At 55.5% G+C, this 18,357-nt stretch carries 15 protein-coding genes; 14 read left to right on the forward strand and 1 reads right to left on the reverse strand.

Going from position 1 to position 18,357, the window contains the following annotated elements:
- Positions 1-227 precede the first annotated feature (227 nt).
- From proV to ACRDCA_RS28445, 9 genes are all read left to right on the forward strand, one after another.
- A complete protein-coding gene (proV, locus tag ACRDCA_RS28405) occupies positions 228-1,430 on the forward strand; it encodes a glycine betaine/L-proline ABC transporter ATP-binding protein ProV (protein WP_438692486.1) in 1,203 nt (400 codons plus the stop codon).
- Positions 1,423-2,520 (forward strand): glycine betaine/L-proline ABC transporter permease ProW, encoded by a 1,098-nt coding sequence (proW, locus tag ACRDCA_RS28410; protein WP_438692487.1) that lies wholly within the window; start codon positions 1,423-1,425, stop codon positions 2,518-2,520. Before proV ends, proW begins: the two co-directional genes overlap by 8 nt.
- 72 nt (positions 2,521-2,592) lie before the next feature.
- Complete coding sequence (gene proX, locus ACRDCA_RS28415) at positions 2,593-3,594, forward strand: glycine betaine/L-proline ABC transporter substrate-binding protein ProX (RefSeq protein ID WP_438692488.1); 1,002 nt, start codon at positions 2,593-2,595, stop codon at positions 3,592-3,594.
- 135 nt (positions 3,595-3,729) lie between these two features.
- Positions 3,730-4,929, forward strand: a complete 1,200-nt coding sequence (locus tag ACRDCA_RS28420; RefSeq protein ID WP_438692489.1) for an MFS transporter — start codon at positions 3,730-3,732, stop codon at positions 4,927-4,929.
- A gap of 392 nt (positions 4,930-5,321) precedes the next feature.
- On the forward strand, positions 5,322-5,843 hold the full coding sequence (gene mprA / locus ACRDCA_RS28425) for a transcriptional repressor MprA (RefSeq protein ID WP_021807601.1): 522 nt from the start codon (positions 5,322-5,324) through the stop codon (positions 5,841-5,843).
- Between the two features lie 23 nt (positions 5,844-5,866).
- Positions 5,867-7,318 carry an efflux transporter outer membrane subunit gene (locus ACRDCA_RS28430; protein ID WP_438692490.1) on the forward strand — a complete coding sequence of 484 codons (1,452 nt, stop codon included), beginning with the start codon at positions 5,867-5,869 and terminating at the stop codon, positions 7,316-7,318.
- Between the two features lie 21 nt (positions 7,319-7,339).
- Positions 7,340-8,512, forward strand: a complete 1,173-nt coding sequence (emrA, locus tag ACRDCA_RS28435) for a multidrug efflux MFS transporter periplasmic adaptor subunit EmrA (RefSeq protein WP_438692491.1) — start codon at positions 7,340-7,342, stop codon at positions 8,510-8,512.
- Positions 8,513-8,529: 17 nt separating this feature from the next.
- Positions 8,530-10,065, forward strand: a complete 1,536-nt coding sequence (emrB, locus tag ACRDCA_RS28440) for a multidrug efflux MFS transporter permease subunit EmrB (protein WP_438692492.1) — start codon at positions 8,530-8,532, stop codon at positions 10,063-10,065.
- 220 nt (positions 10,066-10,285) lie between these two features.
- Positions 10,286-10,723 (forward strand): hypothetical protein, encoded by a 438-nt coding sequence (locus tag ACRDCA_RS28445; protein ID WP_438692493.1) that lies wholly within the window; start codon positions 10,286-10,288, stop codon positions 10,721-10,723.
- Between the two features lie 95 nt (positions 10,724-10,818).
- Here the strand turns inward: ACRDCA_RS28445 and ACRDCA_RS28450 are convergent, their stop codons facing one another.
- Positions 10,819-11,907: a tRNA/rRNA methyltransferase gene (locus ACRDCA_RS28450; RefSeq protein ID WP_438692494.1), complete on the reverse strand. Its 1,089-nt coding sequence runs from the start codon at positions 11,905-11,907 to the stop codon at positions 10,819-10,821.
- A 373-nt stretch (positions 11,908-12,280) separates the two neighbouring features.
- On the opposite strand from ACRDCA_RS28450, the gene trxC reads away from it, so the two are divergent.
- From trxC to ACRDCA_RS28475, 5 genes are all read left to right on the forward strand, one after another.
- The gene (gene trxC / locus ACRDCA_RS28455) at positions 12,281-12,700 is read left to right on the forward strand and encodes a thioredoxin TrxC (protein ID WP_438692495.1); all 420 of its coding nucleotides are present in this window, start codon (positions 12,281-12,283) and stop codon (positions 12,698-12,700) included.
- A 116-nt stretch (positions 12,701-12,816) separates the two neighbouring features.
- Positions 12,817-13,521 (forward strand): tRNA-uridine aminocarboxypropyltransferase, encoded by a 705-nt coding sequence (locus tag ACRDCA_RS28460; RefSeq protein ID WP_438692496.1) that lies wholly within the window; start codon positions 12,817-12,819, stop codon positions 13,519-13,521.
- A gap of 56 nt (positions 13,522-13,577) precedes the next feature.
- Positions 13,578-16,229 carry a bifunctional acetate--CoA ligase family protein/GNAT family N-acetyltransferase gene (locus ACRDCA_RS28465; protein WP_438692497.1) on the forward strand — a complete coding sequence of 884 codons (2,652 nt, stop codon included), beginning with the start codon at positions 13,578-13,580 and terminating at the stop codon, positions 16,227-16,229.
- A gap of 153 nt (positions 16,230-16,382) precedes the next feature.
- Positions 16,383-17,738, forward strand: coding sequence for a CDP-diacylglycerol--serine O-phosphatidyltransferase (gene pssA / locus ACRDCA_RS28470; RefSeq protein ID WP_438692498.1), 1,356 nt, complete (start codon positions 16,383-16,385; stop codon positions 17,736-17,738).
- Positions 17,739-17,815: 77 nt separating this feature from the next.
- On the forward strand, positions 17,816-18,148 hold the full coding sequence (locus ACRDCA_RS28475) for a YfiM family lipoprotein (protein WP_438692499.1): 333 nt from the start codon (positions 17,816-17,818) through the stop codon (positions 18,146-18,148).
- Positions 18,149-18,357: the final 209 nt, after the last annotated feature.

An 18,357-nucleotide genomic window follows, 5' to 3' on the forward strand; every position in this document is an offset into this window, starting at 1 on the left:
ATTTGCCAATATATCCGGTCATTTCCTCTAAATGATTACGGTTAATTAACTATGCAAAAACCGGCTAATTATGGCCCATCATCACGCCAGATATTGGCAGAAAAATCCGACGATATTGACATTGAGGGTTGTCTCAGAATGTCAGTGTGTTAGGGTATGGGGCACTCTTATTTTCTATTAGGACAATTTTATCGTTTGATAATAAACCACAGGAAACAGCGAATTGCATGGCAATTAAACTAGAAGTTAAAAATTTATATAAGATATTTGGTGAGCACCCGGAACGCGCATTTAAGCTGATAGACAAAGGTTTGACTAAAGACCAGCTGCTGGAAAAAACGGGGTTATCACTGGGCGTCAAGAACGCCTCTCTGGCCATTGAAGAAGGCGAGATATTTGTCATCATGGGGCTTTCCGGTTCCGGTAAATCCACCTTGGTACGCCTTCTCAATCGTCTGATAGAACCCACCCGCGGTGAGGTGCTGATCGACGGCGAGGATATATCCAAAATATCCGATGCTGCGCTGCGCACCGTACGGCGAAATAAGATCAGCATGGTGTTCCAGTCATTCGCCTTAATGCCGCATATGAACGTATTAAATAATACCGCTTTCGGTATGGAGTTAGCGGGTATTCCGTTACAGGAACGTCAGGATAAAGCGCTGGACGCTTTGCGTCAGGTTGGGTTGGAAAATTATGCCAACGCTTATCCCGATGAACTGTCCGGCGGCATGCGTCAGCGTGTGGGCTTAGCCCGTGCCATGGCTAACGATCCGGATATATTGTTAATGGATGAAGCCTTCTCTGCGCTGGACCCATTAATACGTGCCGAGATGCAGGATGAGCTCGTCAAATTACAGGCGAAACACCAGCGCACCATCGTATTTATTTCTCACGATCTGGATGAAGCGATGCGTATTGGCGATCGCATTGCCATTATGCAGGGCGGTGAAGTGATCCAGGTCGGCACGCCGGATGAAATCTTAAATAATCCGGCCAACGATTATGTACGCACCTTCTTCCGCGGCGTCGATATCAGCCACGTTTTCAGTGCCAAAGATATCGCCAAACGTCGCCCGGTGACCCTGATCCGTAAGACCCCCGGTTTTGGTCCGCGCTCTGCGTTGCAGATCCTGCGTGATGAAGACCGTGACTATGGCTACGTGCTTGAACGCGGCCAGAAATTTATCGGCGTGGTATCGATAGACTCTCTCAAGCAGGCGCTGGCGGCCAACCAAACGCTGGACGACGCCCTGCTGGATGCTCCACTGCCCGTTCCGGCCGATATGCCGCTGAGCGAGCTGATCTCACTGGTCGCACAGGCCCCTTGCGCCGTGCCGGTGGTCGGGGAAGAGAACAACTATATCGGTATTATTTCCAAAGGCATGCTGTTGCAGGCTTTAGATAAAGAGGGCCCTACGAATGAGTGATAATCAGGATCCGTGGGCAACTGCTTCCACACCCCCCAACGACGCCGCTGCCACCAGCAGCGATCCCTGGTCAACCGGCGCACCGGTAGACAGCGTGCCGCACGATGCCGCAAATCAGGCCTCACAGAGCGCTGACTGGCTTAACAGCGCCCCGGTGGAACCCGAGCACTTTAGCCTGCTGGATCCGTTCCACAAGGCTTGGGTGCCGTTTGACACCTGGGTCACCCACGGCATTGATTGGCTGGTACTGCATTTCCGTCCGCTGTTCCAGGGCATTCGCGTGCCGGTGGATTTCATCCTCAGCGGTTTCCAGCAGTTTTTACTGGGCATGCCCGCCCCGCTGGCGATTGTGCTGTTCTCGCTGATCGCCTGGCAGATATCCAGCCTGGGCATGGGTGCCGCCACGCTACTGTCGCTAGTCGCCATCGGTGCTATCGGCGCCTGGTCGCAGGCGATGGTTACGCTGGCGCTGGTGCTCACCGCCCTGTTCTTCTGCATCCTGATCGGACTGCCGTTGGGAATATGGCTGGCGCGCAGCAAACATGCCGCCAAGGTGATCCGGCCACTGCTCGACGCGATGCAGACTACTCCGGCCTTCGTCTACCTGGTGCCGATCGTCATGCTGTTCGGTATTGGTAACGTGCCGGGGGTAGTGGTGACGATCATCTTCGCCCTGCCGCCAATCGTGCGTCTGACCATTCTGGGCATCAAGCAGGTACCGGAAGATCTGATCGAAGCCGCCGAGTCCTTTGGGGCCAGCCCACGCCAACTGCTGTTTAAAGTGCAGTTGCCGCTGGCCATGCCAACCATTATGGCCGGGGTTAACCAGACGCTGATGCTGGCGCTGTCGATGGTGGTGATCGCCTCGATGATCGCCGTCGGCGGTCTGGGCCAGATGGTGCTGCGCGGTATCGGCCGCCTGGATATGGGGCTGGCTGCCGTCGGTGGCGTCGGTATCGTCATTCTGGCCATCATCCTCGATCGCCTCACCCAGTCGCTGGGGCGCGATCGCCGCAGTAAAGGGCTTGGCCGCTGGTATACCCACGGCCCTATCGGGTTGATCGCTCGCCCGTTTATCAAAAAAGCCTAACCGTTCTACCCGCCAGCGGCTTGGTGCTCTGGCGGGCTATCTCCAAACAACATCAATAACAGAGGAAAAACTATGCGCACTACAGGGATCTGGGCGATTGCCCTTACCACACTGCTTGGTTCACAGGTTGCTTCCGCTGCTGATTTGCCAGGAAAAGGTATTTCGGTACAACCGATACAAAGCACCATCTCCGAGGAAACCTTCCAGACGCTGCTGGTCAGCAAGGCGCTGGAAAAGCTCGGCTATGATGTGAAAGAACCTCGCGAAGTTGACTACAACGTGGCCTACACCTCTATTGCCGCCGGGGATGCCACTTTTCTGGCGGTGAACTGGGATCAGTTACACGCCGATCAGTACAAGGCGGCCGGTGGCGATAGCAAATTTTATCGCGAAGGGGCTTACGTCAGCGGCGCTGCTCAGGGTTACCTGATCGACAAAAAAACCGCCGATCAGTATCACATCACCAACGTTGAGCAGCTAAAAGATCCAAAAATTGCCAAGCTGTTTGATACCAACGGTGACGGCAAGGCGGACTTGACCGGCTGTACGCCGGGCTGGGGCTGTGAAGCGGTGATTAATCACCAGATTGACGCCTACGGCCTGAGCAAAACCGTGGAGCACAATCAGGGTAACTACGCTGCGATGATCGCCGATACCATCACCCGCTTTAAAGAAGGCAAACCGGTGCTGTATTACACCTGGACGCCATACTGGGTCAGCGATGTCATGGTGCCAGGGCGTGACGTTGTCTGGCTGCAAGTGCCGTTCTCTTCTCTGCCGGGCGTGCAGAAAGATGTCGATACCAAGCTGCCGAACGGCTCTAACTACGGCTTCCCGGTCAACACCATGCATATTGCCGCCAATAAGCAGTGGGCACAGGCCAACCCTGCCGCCGCCAAGCTGTTCGCCATCATGAAGCTGCCGATTGCCGATGTGAACGCACAGAACCTGCAGATGCATGCCGGCCAGGCTTCTCAGGCCGAGATCCAAAACCATGTTAATGGTTGGATCAAGGCTCACCAGGCTACGTTTGACGGCTGGGTGAAAACCGCCGCAGAAGCTGCCAAGTCATAACGTTTTCCCCTCACCCCAACCCTCCCCCAGGGTTGGGGTGAGGGGCATCCGGCATACTGATAAAAATTATACATTGCCTTAACATTCTGTTGTGTCTGATACTTTGATCACAGTTTTTCCATTATTGAAGACCTAATGAACCCACCAACCAAACACCCGGGCCTTAGCCCTGCACTAACGCTGCTGATCGCGATGGCCACCGGCCTGGCGGTAGCCAGCAACTACTACGCCCAGCCGCTGCTGGAAACCATCGCACAAAATTTTAATCTGTCGGTTAACCAGGCCGGGTTTATCGTCACCGCCGCTCAGCTAGGCTATGCGGTTGGCCTGCTGTTTCTAGTACCACTGGGCGATATGTTTGAGCGCCGTGGGCTGATCGTCTTTATGACGCTGTTAGCCGCCGGGGGCATGTTGATCACCGCCTCATCCAGCACCTTATCGATGATGATCCTCGGAACGGCCCTTACCGGCTTGTTCTCCGTCGTGGCCCAGCTTTTAGTGCCACTCGCCGCAACCTTGGCGCACCCGGCAAAACGCGGTAAAACCGTCGGCATCATCATGAGTGGGCTGCTGCTCGGCATCCTGTTGGCACGAACCGTCGCCGGTGCCTTAGCGACCCTCGGCGGCTGGCGCACCATCTACTGGGTAGCCAGCGTGCTGATGATCCTGATGGCTCTGCTGCTGTGGCGCGCTTTACCACGTTACAAGCTGCATTCAGGCCTGAACTATCCACAACTGCTGAAATCCATCTTTTCCCTGTTCTGCTTCACGCCAATACTACGCACCCGGGCGATCATCGGCGCACTGTCGTTCGCCAACTTCAGTGTGTTATGGACCTCGATGGCTTTCCTGCTGGCCTCACCGCCTTTTGGTTACTCCGAAGGCGTGATTGGGCTCTTTGGTCTGGTGGGGGCTGCCGGAGCATTGGCCGCTTCTCGCGCCGGTCATCTGGCCGATAAGGGCAAAGCGGGGCAGACCACCAGCATTGGGCTGGTCCTGCTGTTGCTGTCCTGGATCCCTATCGCGCTGGCACAGTATTCCCTGTGGGCCTTGATCGTCGGCATTCTGGTGCTGGATCTGGCGGTACAAGGGGTGCATGTCACCAACCAAAGCGTGATTTACCGTATCATGCCAGAAGCGCGTAACCGCCTGACCGCCGGCTACATGACCAGCTATTTTATCGGTGGTGCCGTGGGTTCGGTGCTTTCCGCTGCCGCTTATCAACATGCTGGCTGGAACGGCGTAGCAGCGATTGGTGGCGTGCTGTGCGTACTGAATCTGCTGACCTGGTGGCGTGGCAAGCGCCATGACCCGCAGGGGCCGGCCACCACCTAGTTAGCAAGCAAATAGTAATCATGGAAATTTATTAGGGCCCAGGGTGTAAAAATTACTTACACTCTGGTAATATTCTTGCCGTGAATTATTGGTGACCTATACATCCTGTGCCCTGAACCACGATGAACGACCTTACTGACGTAAGATTTTCTGCTATCACTCCGCACGATGTCGTAGTACTCCGCCCAGTAACATAAACAAAACTTACCTATCTCAGCCCGCGGATCGGCAAAATTTGTGCCTTCTATCACAAGACCTTACAGTCTGTGGCGTTAAGCATTTACAAACAACTTACAAATGACACGAATTGCTAAATTATTCCCCTTGCTGAAGATTTACATTATTAATCACTATCGTTACTATACCGAACGAAATTAATGAGGCACTAAATTATGGAAAGCTCGTTTACCCCCATAGAGCAAATGCTGAATTTCCGCGCCAAACGTCAGAAAGACTTCCCATACCAGGAAATCCTGCTGACCCGCCTGTGTATGCATATGCAAGGCAAGCTGTTGGAAAATCGTAATAAGATGCTCAAAGCACAGGGAATCAACGAAACCTTGTTTATGGCTCTCATTACGCTGGATGCGCAGGAAAACCACAGCATTCAGCCTTCTGAGCTAAGCTCTGCCTTGGGTTCGTCACGCACCAATGCCACCCGCATCGCCGATGAACTGGAGAAACGAGGATGGATTGAGCGTAGGGAAAGCGACCACGACCGCCGCTGCCTGCATCTGCACATGACGCAGGCTGGGGAAGCGTTTCTCGAACAATTGCTGCCACCGCAGCATAAATGTCTGCATTTCCTATGGTCCACGCTCAACGACGAGGAGCAGCAACAGCTTGAAACGCTGACGCGCAAATTGTTGACCCGTTTGGATCAGATGGAAGTTTCAGAACAGTTATCCCAATAATTCCTGTTCAGGTAATTAATTTTATGCGATCCCCGTTAACCTGGAGATACACCCCGCTGTTCGCCGTTCTTTTGCTGGCGGGGTGCGCATCTACCGACAATATTGCCCCGCAATCCAAGATGATGGACCCGCAACAGTTGCAGCTTGCCCAGCCGAAAGTCAGTTCGCTGGCCATAAGCCCGCAGTGGTGGCGTACGCTTAACGACCCACAGCTTGATAGCCTGATGACCCAGACGCTGCAAAACTCACCTTCGCTGCAACAGGCTGGCGCTCGCGTGCGTGAGGCCCAAAGCGTGGCGGGTGAAGCCAGCGCCGCCAACGGCCCCAATCTGGATCTGAATGCCAGCATCAACCGCCAGCGCCTGGCACAAAACACCAACCTGGGCTTTGGCTATCTGCCCAACCCGGTGTATGAATCCTCTAACTCACTGGGTTTGAATCTGGCCTATGAGTTTGACTGGTGGGGCAAATACCGCAATCAGGTCAATGCGGCAAAAGCGCAGATTGATGCCGCCCGTGCCGAACAGGCACAGGCCGCCTTGACGTTGACCAGTTCGGTAGCCTCAGCCTATTACCAGTTGCAGGCCAATTACGCGCTGGAGAATGTGCTGCAACAGGAGGTGGATAACAACCAGCGCCTGGCCGATCTGCGCCAAAAGCAATATAAAGCCGGGATCTACGGCGTGGAAATCCCGCAACAGACCCAGGCACAAGCCGACAGTGCCAAGCAGCAGATCATTCAATTACAGTCACAGACTGAGCAGCTAAAACACCAGTTGGCCGCCCTGGCTGGCCTTGGCCCGAATGCGCTGCAATCGCTGCGTCCGGTGGCACTGCCTGCCGAGGAGCAACTGGCTCCCCAAGGCGAACTGACTGCCGATTTACTGGGTAAGCGCCCGGATATCACCGCACAGCGCCAACTGGTGGAGTCCTACAACCAACGAGTCAGTGCGGCACGCAAAGAGTTCTACCCTAGCCTGTCGATCTCGGCCTTTGCTGGCTTGACCACCACCAACGTCGGCGGCACCAGCCCGAATCTGTTTGAAGCCGCCAGCCAGGCGTGGGGCGTGGTCCCAGCCATTTCCTTGCCAATCTTCCACGCCGGTGCGCTACGCAGCAAGCTGGGTGAAGAATCTGCGCTTTACGATCAGGCGGTAGGCTCCTATAACCAAACGATCCTCAATGCGTTACAGGAAACGGCCGACGCCATCACCATTCAGCAGAGCAGTAGCCAACAGCTGCTGCAGGCAGCCTCCGCCTCCCAATCCATGCAGGAGGTGTACCGGGTTGCCAACGCCAAATACCAGGCAGGGGTGATTGGGCGTGATGAACTGTTGACCAGCCAGACGCTGCTATTACAGCAGCAACAGGCACAACTGAATGCCAGCAGCAATTTGATGCAGGCGAAGATAGCATTGGTACGCGCGTTGGGGGGTGGCTACCAGGCCCCGGCGGCAGCGGAACCTAAAGCATAATTTTAGAGCGTGGAGAATACCATGAGTGCAAGCGCGGAAACTCAAGCCCCGCAGCAACCGACTGGCAAAAAGCGGCAGCGTAAATTCTGGCTGCTGCTGTTGACGTTTATTTTTATCGTGATTGGGGTGGCCTATTTAGTTTATTGGTTCCTGGTGTTACGTCATCATCAAGAGACCGACGATGCCTACGTGGCCGGTAATCAGGTACAGATCATGGCCCAGGTGTCCGGTAGTGTGAACAGCGTCACCTTCGATAACACCGACTTTGTGCGTAAAGGGGATGTGCTGTTAACGCTGGATCCAACCGACGCCGAACAGGCGTTTGAGCGGGCCAAAACCGCGCTGGCCAACAGCGTGCGCCAAACGCGTCAGTTGGTGATCAACGGTAAGCAGTACCAAGCAAACATTGCGCTGCGCAAATCCGACCTGAGCAAGGTAGAAAATGACCTCAAGCGCCGCGTGGTGCTGGGCAACGCCGATGCCATTGGCCGTGAAGAGCTGCAACACGCCCGTGACGCGGTAGACAATGCCAAGGCGGCATTGGAAGTCGCGGTACAGCAATACAATGCCAATCAGGCGATGGTGCTCAATACGCCGCTGGATAAACAACCCGCCATTCTGCAAGCTGGCGCACAGATGCGCGATGCCTGGATGGCGCTGCAACGTACCCGTATCGTCAGCCCTATCACCGGCTTCGTTTCACGCCGCAGCGTGCAGGTAGGGGCACAAATCTCCCCAGGGACGCCTCTGCTGGCCGTCGTAGCGCCGGATCATGTCTGGGTCGACGCCAACTTTAAAGAAACGCAGATCGCCAATATGCGTATCGGCCAATCGGCCACCGTGGTCAGTGACCTGTACGGTGACGATGTGGTATTCCAGGGCAAAGTTGTAGGTATCGATATGGGTACGGGTAGCGCGTTCTCTCTGCTGCCTGCACAGAATGCTACCGGCAACTGGATCAAAGTGGTGCAACGTTTACCGGTGCGAATTGAACTGGATCCGCAACAGGTTGCCAAGCATCCCCTGCGTATCGGTCTTTCTACGCTGGTAAAAGTCGATACCACCAATCTGGATGGCCTGGTGCTCTCCGATACGGTCCGTCAAAAACCGCTGTTTGAAACCAGCGCGCTGGCGCTGGATCTGGCACCGGTGAATCAGATGATCGCCGATGTGATCCATGCAAACGCCGGTTAAGCGAGCGGGAGGCTACCTTGGCACAAAAACCGCTTGAAGGTGCCCAGCTTGCCTGGATGACGGTCGCGCTCGCCATGGCGACCTTTATGCAGGTGCTGGACTCCACCATTGCCAACGTGGCGATACCGACCATTTCGGGTAACCTCGGGTCTTCCAACTCGCAGGGGACCTGGGTGATCACCTCGTTTGGGGTGGCCAACGCCATCTCCATTCCGATCACCGGCTGGTTGGCGAAACGCGTGGGTGAAGTTCGCCTGTTCCTGTGGTCCACGGCGCTGTTCGCCCTGGCCTCTTGGCTGTGTGGAATTTCCAACAGCCTGGGCATGCTGATCTTCTTCCGCGTGATCCAGGGCGTGGTGGCCGGGCCGTTGATCCCGCTATCACAGAGTCTGTTGCTGAATAACTATCCCCCTGCCAAACGTTCGATGGCCCTGGCGCTATGGTCGATGACCGTGATCGTCGCGCCGATTTTCGGGCCGATCCTTGGCGGGTATATCAGCGATAACTATCACTGGGGCTGGATCTTCTTTATCAACATCCCCATCGGGCTGTTCGTGATCCTGGTAGCAATGTCGACGCTGAAAGGCCGGGAGACCAAAACCGAGATCAAACCGATCGATACCGTCGGGCTGGTGTTGCTGGTGGTGGGGATCGGTGCGTTGCAGATCATGCTCGATCAGGGCAAGGAGCTGGACTGGTTCAACTCTACCGAGATCATTGTCCTGACCGTAGTGGCCGTGGTGGCGCTGGTGTTCCTGATCGTCTGGGAGCTGACGGACGATCACCCGGTGGTGGATTTGTCACTGTTCAAATCACGCAACTTTACCATCGGCTGTCTGTGTATCAGCCTGGCCTACATGCTGTATTTCGGGGCGATCGTGCTGCTGCCTCAGTTGCTACAGGAGGTCTATGGCTACACCGCCACCTGGGCGGGCTTGGCGTCTGCGCCAATCGGGCTGCTGCCGGTGATCTTGTCGCCGATTATCGGCCGCTTCGGTAACCGGCTGGATATGCGCCGTCTGGTGACATTCAGCTTCATCATGTATGCCGTATGCTTCTACTGGCGCGCCTACACGTTTGAACCGGGGATGGATTTTGGCGCTTCTGCCTGGCCGCAGTTCTTCCAGGGCTTCGCCATCGCCTGCTTCTTTATGCCGCTGACGACCATCACCCTCTCCGGGTTGCCGCCGGAGCGCATGGCGGCAGCATCGAGCCTGTCGAACTTTACCCGTACCTTGGCGGGTTCTATCGGCACCTCGATCACCACCACGCTGTGGACCAGCCGGGAAGCGATGCACCACTCGCAGCTGAGCGAGTTTGTGAACCCGTTCAACCCACAATCGCAGGAGATGTACAGCAAGCTGGAGCAGCTAGGCATGACCAAGCAGCAGGCTTCGGGGTTTATCGCCAACGAGATCACCGCGCAGGGGCTGATCATCTCGGCCAACGAGATATTCTGGCTATCGGCGAGCGTGTTCCTGGTCCTGCTGGCACTGGTGTGGTTCGCCAAACCACCATTCAGTTCCGGGGGCGGCGGAGGCGGAGCCCACTGATTGAGTCATTCCCGTAAACGCCAGTGGAAGTGACGAAGGATCTACTGTGATATGGGGCGGTTCAAAAATGGACCGCCCCATAGCATTGAATAATGATTTCCCCATCACCCTATTTTTATGGATCTTAGGTACATAAAAGACAACAATAATGCCGCAGTGCCAGAATGGATATGAGTTGAACTTATAAACTTTTCTAACATGGAACCTCTGGGCTAAAAGCATGATAAAAAAAACGCTGATTGCAGCATTAAGCCTTGGTATGGTGGGCTGTGCTGCCATGAAAATACCGGCCTACACAGAAGTCAAAACCAGTCCGTATTATGATGAATGCCGCGAGTTCGCCGCCGATGTGTATAACAATGATGGGTACAGCAAGCTCGTCAATGACACAATACTGCGCATGAACGAGCAAAAAGCTCAGGCCATTGTGACTGGATGTGTGGTCGCTATGGGAAAAAACAGTCTTGAAGAGGCCAAATTTGATATGAAACAAAAGGCCGTAACTTTTGGGATAATCAATGCTGCTTGCGACAGCGCTTCGTGCCGGGCTGATACGGATCAACAGCTGAAAGCTTTTACCCTTGGCAGCTTTTATGCGACACAAAAGAAATTTTCCGACAACATGAAAGTTGAGAAAACTGGGAAAGCTGATTTTTAAGGGCGTTGCAGACATATTAAGTCGCATAGATAAAAGCCCTGACCTTACGGCCAGGGCTTTGTCTGCAATCGAACAAGCTTTTATTGCGTAACAGATTACGCCTGGTTCTGACGCCACCAATCGGCTAACAGAATACCGGTAGCTACCGAGACGTTCAGGCTTTCGACTTTGCCAGTACCGCCGATAGACACGCTCATGTCACCTTGCTGCCAGGCGCTATCACTCAGGCCATCACGTTCCTGGCCCAACACCAGCACCATTTTGGTAGGCAGTGTAGCCTGCGCCAACGGCGTGCCTTTATGGCTGGAAGTGGTCACGATGGTGTAACCCGCTTTGCGGAACGTATCCAGCACGGAGAGGAAATCATCGGCATTGATTGCCTTGATATGTTCTGCCCCGCCTTCTGCCGTACGCACTGCGGCACCGGATTCCAACACCGCAGGATCCTGAAGCAAGACGCCATTCACGCCAAAGTGCGCACAAGAACGAACGATCGCGCCCAGGTTATGTGGGTTGCCCACTTCTTCCAGCGCCAGCACGCAATCTTTGGCCGGTGCGTTTTGCAGGTAAGCCTGCGCATCCAGACCTTGGCGCTTTTTAATCAGGAAGCAGACGCCGCCATGATGTTCGGTACCGGACGCTTTGGCCAGTTCCTCTTCATCCACCACATGGTAAGCCTTGCGGTTAGCCGCCATCCAGCGCAGCGCTTCGCGAAAACGTGGGGTGACGGACTGCACAAACCAGGCGCGGACAATAGCATCTGGGCGGCTGGCGAACAGCGCCTTACAGGCGTTCTCACCATATACACGGGTTTCTTCCGCACGTTGGCGACGCAGTTGCTCGGGATCGATAAAGCTTTTGCCGCTGATGCCACCATGGTCGAACGCCGGTTCTTCCTGCGGAGGGCGGGACACGGTTTTCCACGGTGACTCATAGCCACCGCTGTCTTCGGTGCGCGCCGGGCGGCGAGGACGATCGCTATCACTGCTGCGGCGAGGATCGGCACCCCGACGGTCACCACCGCGCGCCTTATCCTGACCGGCACGGCCAGAGCGTGCATTGTCAGCCGGGCGGCCTTTGCCGTCAGGTCGTTTATTCTTGTTACGGTTGTCGCCGCTATCGTCGTCACTACGGACGAACATCACTTTAACTTTACCGTTCTTGCCACTAAATGAATCGTTCATTGTCTTCTCCACCAACGCGCAGGGCGCGAAGATTACCTGATGTTGGTGCGCTAAGCCACCAACTTGCGCTAAAAGCTAGCATCTATCAAATTCATCGAACAAACCACTTGGTCGAATGCCCTACTTTTACCGATAATAAGCAACAATAAATATACATTTACCCTATGGATTTCAAGTTGGCCGCTCCTGCGCGTCCTTGCGCTCGCGGCATTTGTACATCCGTGTACAGCACAGTGTGGCGACAAACTTGCTCACCCCAGGAGCTTACTTTAGTCAGTGACTGGGGTGAGCAAGTGCAGGTAACAACGCTGCAGCTTGAAAGACGACGGGTATATTCGCAGCTCAAGCGCTGCGTCAACCCCCAGAGGTCATCATGAATACAGTTTGTGCAGCTTGTAACGCCACCAACCGCGTGCCGGAAGAACGTCTGGCAGATGGAGCTAAATGTGGCCGCTGCGGCCATGAATTGTTCGACGGTGAAGTGATTAACGCCACCGCCGCCACGCTGGACCAACTCCTGCAAGACGACTTGCCGATCGTGGTCGATTTTTGGGCCCCTTGGTGTGGTCCGTGCCGCAGCTTTGCGCCAATCTTTGAAGACGTGGCACAAGAGCGCGCTGGCAAAGTGCGTTTCGTGAAGATCAACACCGAAGCCGAACCCGAGTTGAGCGCCCGCTTCCGCATCCGCAGCATTCCTACCATCATGGTGTTCCGCGAGGGCAAGATGGTCGATATGCTCAACGGCGCGATGCCGAAAGCACCGTTTGATAACTGGCTTAACGAGCTAGTTTAACGCAAAAGTGCTTACTATGCCGCCAGTTGTTGACGGTATCAGCTAAAGTCAAAAGCCCGAGCGCCTCTCCCGCCGGGCTTTTTTCTGCGCTACAATAGCGGTTTTTCAGGATAGTTATGACTGACAACGCCGTACTTCGCCTGCGCCAGGATCGTTTAGACCGCGCTACCCGCCCGTTTCTGGCCCGGGGTTGCCGCGCCGTGCGCTGTCAGGGCTGCTTGTTGCCGCAACAAAACTGCCTGTGCGCAACCATCAAACCGCAACAGGCCAACAGCCGCTTCTGCCTGATCATGTTCGGTGCAGAGCCATTGAAGCCCAGCAATACCGGCCGTCTGATCGCCGATATCCTGCCCGATACCCAAGCGTTTCCCTGGTCGCGTACCGAAATCGATCCGGGCCTGCTGGCTGCCATTAGCGATCCCACTCGCCAACCCTACGTGGTATTCCCGGCTTCGTATGCCGATCCCGATCGCCCAGTAGTAAGCACCCTGCCCGCCGGTGGCAAACCGCCGTTATTTATCATGCTCGACGGCACCTGGTCGGAAGCGCGCAAGATGTTCCGTAAAAGCCCCTATCTGAATTCGTTCCCGGTGTTTTCACTGAACGTGTTGGCCGCATCGGGCTATCTGTTGCGTGAAGCCAGCCGCCCCGAACAGCACTGTACGGCAGAAGTGGCCGCAGCTCTGTTACAACAGGCGGGAGATGAACAGGCCGCAATCGGGCTGAGCCAACATTTCAATTACTTCCGCGAACAGTATCTGGCCGGTAAACCTCACCGCCCAGAGGCACCGGTCACAGCAAATCTGACAAAAAGCGCCTAAAATCAGACGACAAATTGCCTGTTGCAGGCAAACCGATCAGGAGCAGGAGCGACAACATGAGCCAGAGAGGGTTAGAAGCGCTATTACGTCCCAAATCGATTGCCGTGCTCGGCGCTTCACAACAGCCTGGCCGTGCTGGCTACCTGATGATGCGCAATCTGTTGGCCGGGGGATTTACCGGACCGATCTTGCCGGTAACGCCGCGCTATAAGGCAGTCTGTGGCGTGATGGCTTATCCCGATGTAGCCAGCCTGCCATTAACCCCCGATCTGGCCGTGCTCTGTACCAACGCCCAGCGTAACCTGGCCTTGATAGAAGCCCTGGGCGAGCGCGGCTGCAAAACCGCCATCGTGCTCTCCTCCCCCGTGGAACAATTCGCCGAGCTGAAGGCCACTGCGCAACGTTACTCAATGCGCCTTCTGGGGCCAAACAGCCTCGGGCTGCTGGCACCTTGGCAAGGTATCAACGCCAGCTTCTCCCCGATGCCGATCCAGAAAGGCAAGCTGGCGTTTATCTCCCAGTCCGCCGCCGTGGCCAATACCATTCTCGACTGGGCGCAACAGCGGGAGGTTGGCTTCTCCTACTTTATCGCGCTGGGCGATAGCCTGGATATCGACGTCGATGACCTGCTCGACTTCCTGGCCCGCGACAGCAAAACCAGCGCCATTCTGCTGTATCTGGAAAACATCAACGACGCGCGGCGTTTCCTTTCCGCTTCCCGTAGCGCTTCACGCAATAAACCGATCCTGGTGATCAAGAGCGGCCGCAGTCAGCAGGCACAGCTATTACTCAACAGCCAGCAAGGATTGGATGCCGCCTATGATGCCGCCATCCAGCGTGCCGGTTTGCTGCGCGTGCAGGATACTCACGAGCTGTTTTCTGCCGTCGAAACCTTAAGCCACATGCACCCGTTGCGTGGCGAGCGGTTGATGATAATCAGCAACGGCGCGGCTCCGGCCGCCATGGCTCTGGACGAACTCCTCTCCCGCAACGGTAAGTTGGCCACTTTGACTGAGGAAACGCAGGAGAAGCTGAGTGCCGCCCTACCGGAATTTATTCGGCCAGGTAATCCCATCGATCTGCGTGATGATGCGACCCCCAAGCGTTATCTGGCAGCCCTGCAACCGTTGCTCGACAGCCACGACTACGACGCTCTGCTGCTGATCCATGCCCCTAGCGCCGCCTCTCCGGGCACAGAGACTGCCGAACGGCTCATCGAAGCTATCCGCCAGCACCCGCGCGGTAAACGCATCACGCTGCTAACCAACTGGTGTGGCGAATACTCGTCCCAAGAGGCACGCCGCCAGTTTACCGAGGCAGGGATCCCCACCTACCGTACGCCAGAAGGGGCAGTCACCGCGTTTATGCATATGGTGGAATACCGCCGTAACCAGAAACAGCTGAAAGAAACCCCGGTGCTTCCTATTGGGCTGACGGCCAATACCGCCGCCGCGCACCAGTTGATCCAGCAGGCATTGGCCGAAGGGGCCAGCCAGTTGGATACCCATGAGGTACAGCCGATATTGCAGGCTTACGGCCTCAGCACGCTGCCAACCTGGATTGCCGGTGATAGTGCTGAAGCGGTACATATTGCCGAACAGATTGGCTATCCGGTCGCGCTGAAACTGCGCTCGCCAGATATCTCGCACAAATCCGAGGTACAAGGGGTCATGCTGTATTTGCGTACCGCCACCGAGGTGCAACGCGCGGCGGAAGCGATCCTCGATCGGGTGAAGCGGACTTACCCGCAGGCGCGCATCCATGGCCTGTTGGTACAAAGCATGGCCAACCGTGCCGGAGCACAGGAGCTGAGGATTGCCGTCGAGCAGGACGCGACCTTCGGCCCACTGATCATGCTGGGCGAAGGCGGCATCGAATGGCGCAAGGAAAACCAGGTCGCCGTTGCCCTGCCGCCGTTGAATATGGCGCTGGCGCGTTATCTGGTTTTGCAGGCGGTGAAAGGGGGTAAGATCCGTGGTCGCAGTGCGTTACGGCCGCTTGATATTCCAGGCCTGAGCCGTCTGCTGGTGCAGGTTTCCAACCTGATCCTCGACTGCCCGGAGATCTCACGCCTCGATATTCATCCGGTATTAGCCTCCGGCAGCGAATTTACCCTGCTGGATGTTTCCATGCAGCTAACGCCTTTCAGTGGCGATCCGCAGGCACGGTTGGCGATCCGCCCTTATCCCCATGAGCTGGAAGAAACCATTGAATTAAAAGATGGTTCACAATGCCTGTTCCGCCCGATCCTGCCGGAGGATGAACCGGCCCTGAAACACTTTATCGACCGCGTCACCAAGGAAGACCTCTATTACCGCTACTTTAGCGAGATCAACGAGTTTAGCCACGACGATTTGGCTAACATGACCCAAATCGACTACGATCGAGAGATGGCTTTCGTGGCGGTACGCGATGGCGAAGAGATCATTGGCGTAACACGCGCGCTGTCAGATCCAGACAATACCGACGCTGAATTCGCCGTGTTGGTGCGTTCCGATCTGAAAGGGCTGGGCCTGGGCCGACAGCTGTTAATGAAAATGATCGGCTATGCCCGCGCGCAAGGTCTGATCCGCCTGACCGGCATTACCATGCCGAATAACCGCGGAATGGTCACCTTGGCACAAAAGCTGGGGTTCACGGTGGATGTACAAATTGACGAAGGGATTGTCAATTTAACCCTGCCGCTGCAGGAGCAGAAGACGCCGTGACCGCTGTCGCAATGTAATACGAATCCACCACTTAACCGCAAAACATACGCACAATCGGGGCAACTAGTGGTATTATCGCCCGATTGTTCGAAGAATTGTATTCATGAAAGTGGCGTTCCGGCCATCCAAATATGAGAGAAGAAGCGCACTGTGATGTTGTCAAAATTTAAACGTAGCAAACATCAACAACACCTTGCACAACTGCCCAAACTCCCCCAGACGGTTGCTGATGTCCGTACCCTTTATGCGCCGGCTGATTTCCGGGCAACGCTGCTGGAATCGATCGCTAACGCAACAAGCCGCATTTATCTGGTAGCACTCTATCTGGAGCATGACGACGCGGGCCGCGACATCCTCAATGCACTCTATCAGGCCAAGCAACAGCGCCCTGAGCTGGAGATTTGCATATTGGTGGACTGGCATCGTGCTCAGCGTGGGCGTATCGGCGCGGCAGCGGCCAACACCAATGCCGACTGGTACTGCGCTATGGCAGCACAGCACCCGCAGGTTTCCGTGCCGATTTACGGTGTTCCGGTCAATACCCGTGAAGCACTTGGCGTACTGCATCTGAAGGGCTTTGTCGTTGACGATACCGTGATCTACAGCGGTGCCAGTATTAATGATGTCTATCTGCATCAGCATGAGAAGTATCGTTACGATCGCTATCAACTGATCACCAACAAACTGCTGGCATCAACCCTGTGCGATTACATCAAACAGCATCTGTTAACCGCAGGTGCCGTGCAACGTCTCGATCGTGCTGACAGACCGAAAAGCCCCGAGATCAAGAACGAAACCCGCATGTTCCGCTTTGGCTTGCGCCGGGCTGCCTATCAATTTCAGGGTAACGCCAGTAATGACGAACTCGCGGTCACCCCGTTAGTCGGCCTGGGCAAACAGAGCATTCTGAACAAGACCATTCATCACCTGATGTCCAGCACCGATCAGAAACTGACGCTGTGCACACCTTATTTCAACCTGCCGGCCCTGCTGGTGCGCAACATCATTTACCTGCTGCGCCAAGGGAAACAGGTAGAGATTATCGTGGGTGACAAAACGGCCAATGACTTCTACATTCCTGAAGATCAGCCGTTCAAGATTATCGGCGCTCTGCCTTACCTCTACGAAATCAACCTGCGCCGCTTCCTGAGCCGCCTGCAACGCTATGTTGATACCGGCCAATTGATTGTACGCCTGTGGAAAGACGGTGATAACAGCTATCACCTGAAGGGAATGTGGGTCGATGATGAGTGGCAACTGATCACCGGTAACAACCTCAATCCGCGCGCCTGGCGGCTGGATCTGGAGAATGCCATCCTGTTCCACGATCCCAAGCACGAGATGCAAGAACAGCGCCATAAAGAGCTGGAGACTATTCGCACTCATACCACGGTGGTGGGTCACTATCTCGAGCTGCAAACCATTCAGGAGTATCCGGTCAAGGTACGCAAGCTGATCCGCCGTCTACGTCGGATCCGTATCGATCGCTTGATTAGCCGTATACTGTAATCTCGCTATAATTAACGTCTGCACACAGCCCGGCTTGCCGGGCTTTTTTGTACATATTGAGACAGGATGTTTTCACTATGCGTCCACTCCGCCTGCTTATCCTCCTTCAAGTGCTGCTGTTTTCCAGTGGCTGCACTCATATGGCTAATGATAGCTGGACCGGTAAAGATAAGGCTCAGCACTTTGTCGCTTCCGCTGCCTTTGCGGCAGCCGGGGCTGCCTATGGCGATCATCAGAATTGGAATGAGGCGCGCAGCCGCAGTTTTGGCCTGCTATTTTCGATTGGCTTGGGTGCGGCGAAGGAATTGTATGACAGCCGGGAAGGCGGCACGGGTTGGAGCTGGAAGGATTTTGCCTGGGATGTGGCGGGTGCTGCGACGGGTTATAGCATTTATCATCTGGCGCGCTGAGGCCCTGGTGATACCCCCTCACCCTAACCCTCTCCCCCAGGAGAGGGAACCGATCGCGTCCGTTGATAATCCCCATTCTTTCCGCAGCCGCACAGGCTCACCCACGACGCCGGACCAGCCCCCTCTCCCTCCAACAGGGGCTTATGCTGCTCTCGATCCGTCTGTGGGAGAGGGTTGGGGTGAGGGGATATTTCCATTTTCGACCCATA

The organism is Serratia sp. (in: enterobacteria), assembly GCF_051654945.1.
Classification (GTDB): Bacteria; Pseudomonadota; Gammaproteobacteria; order Enterobacterales; family Enterobacteriaceae; genus Chania.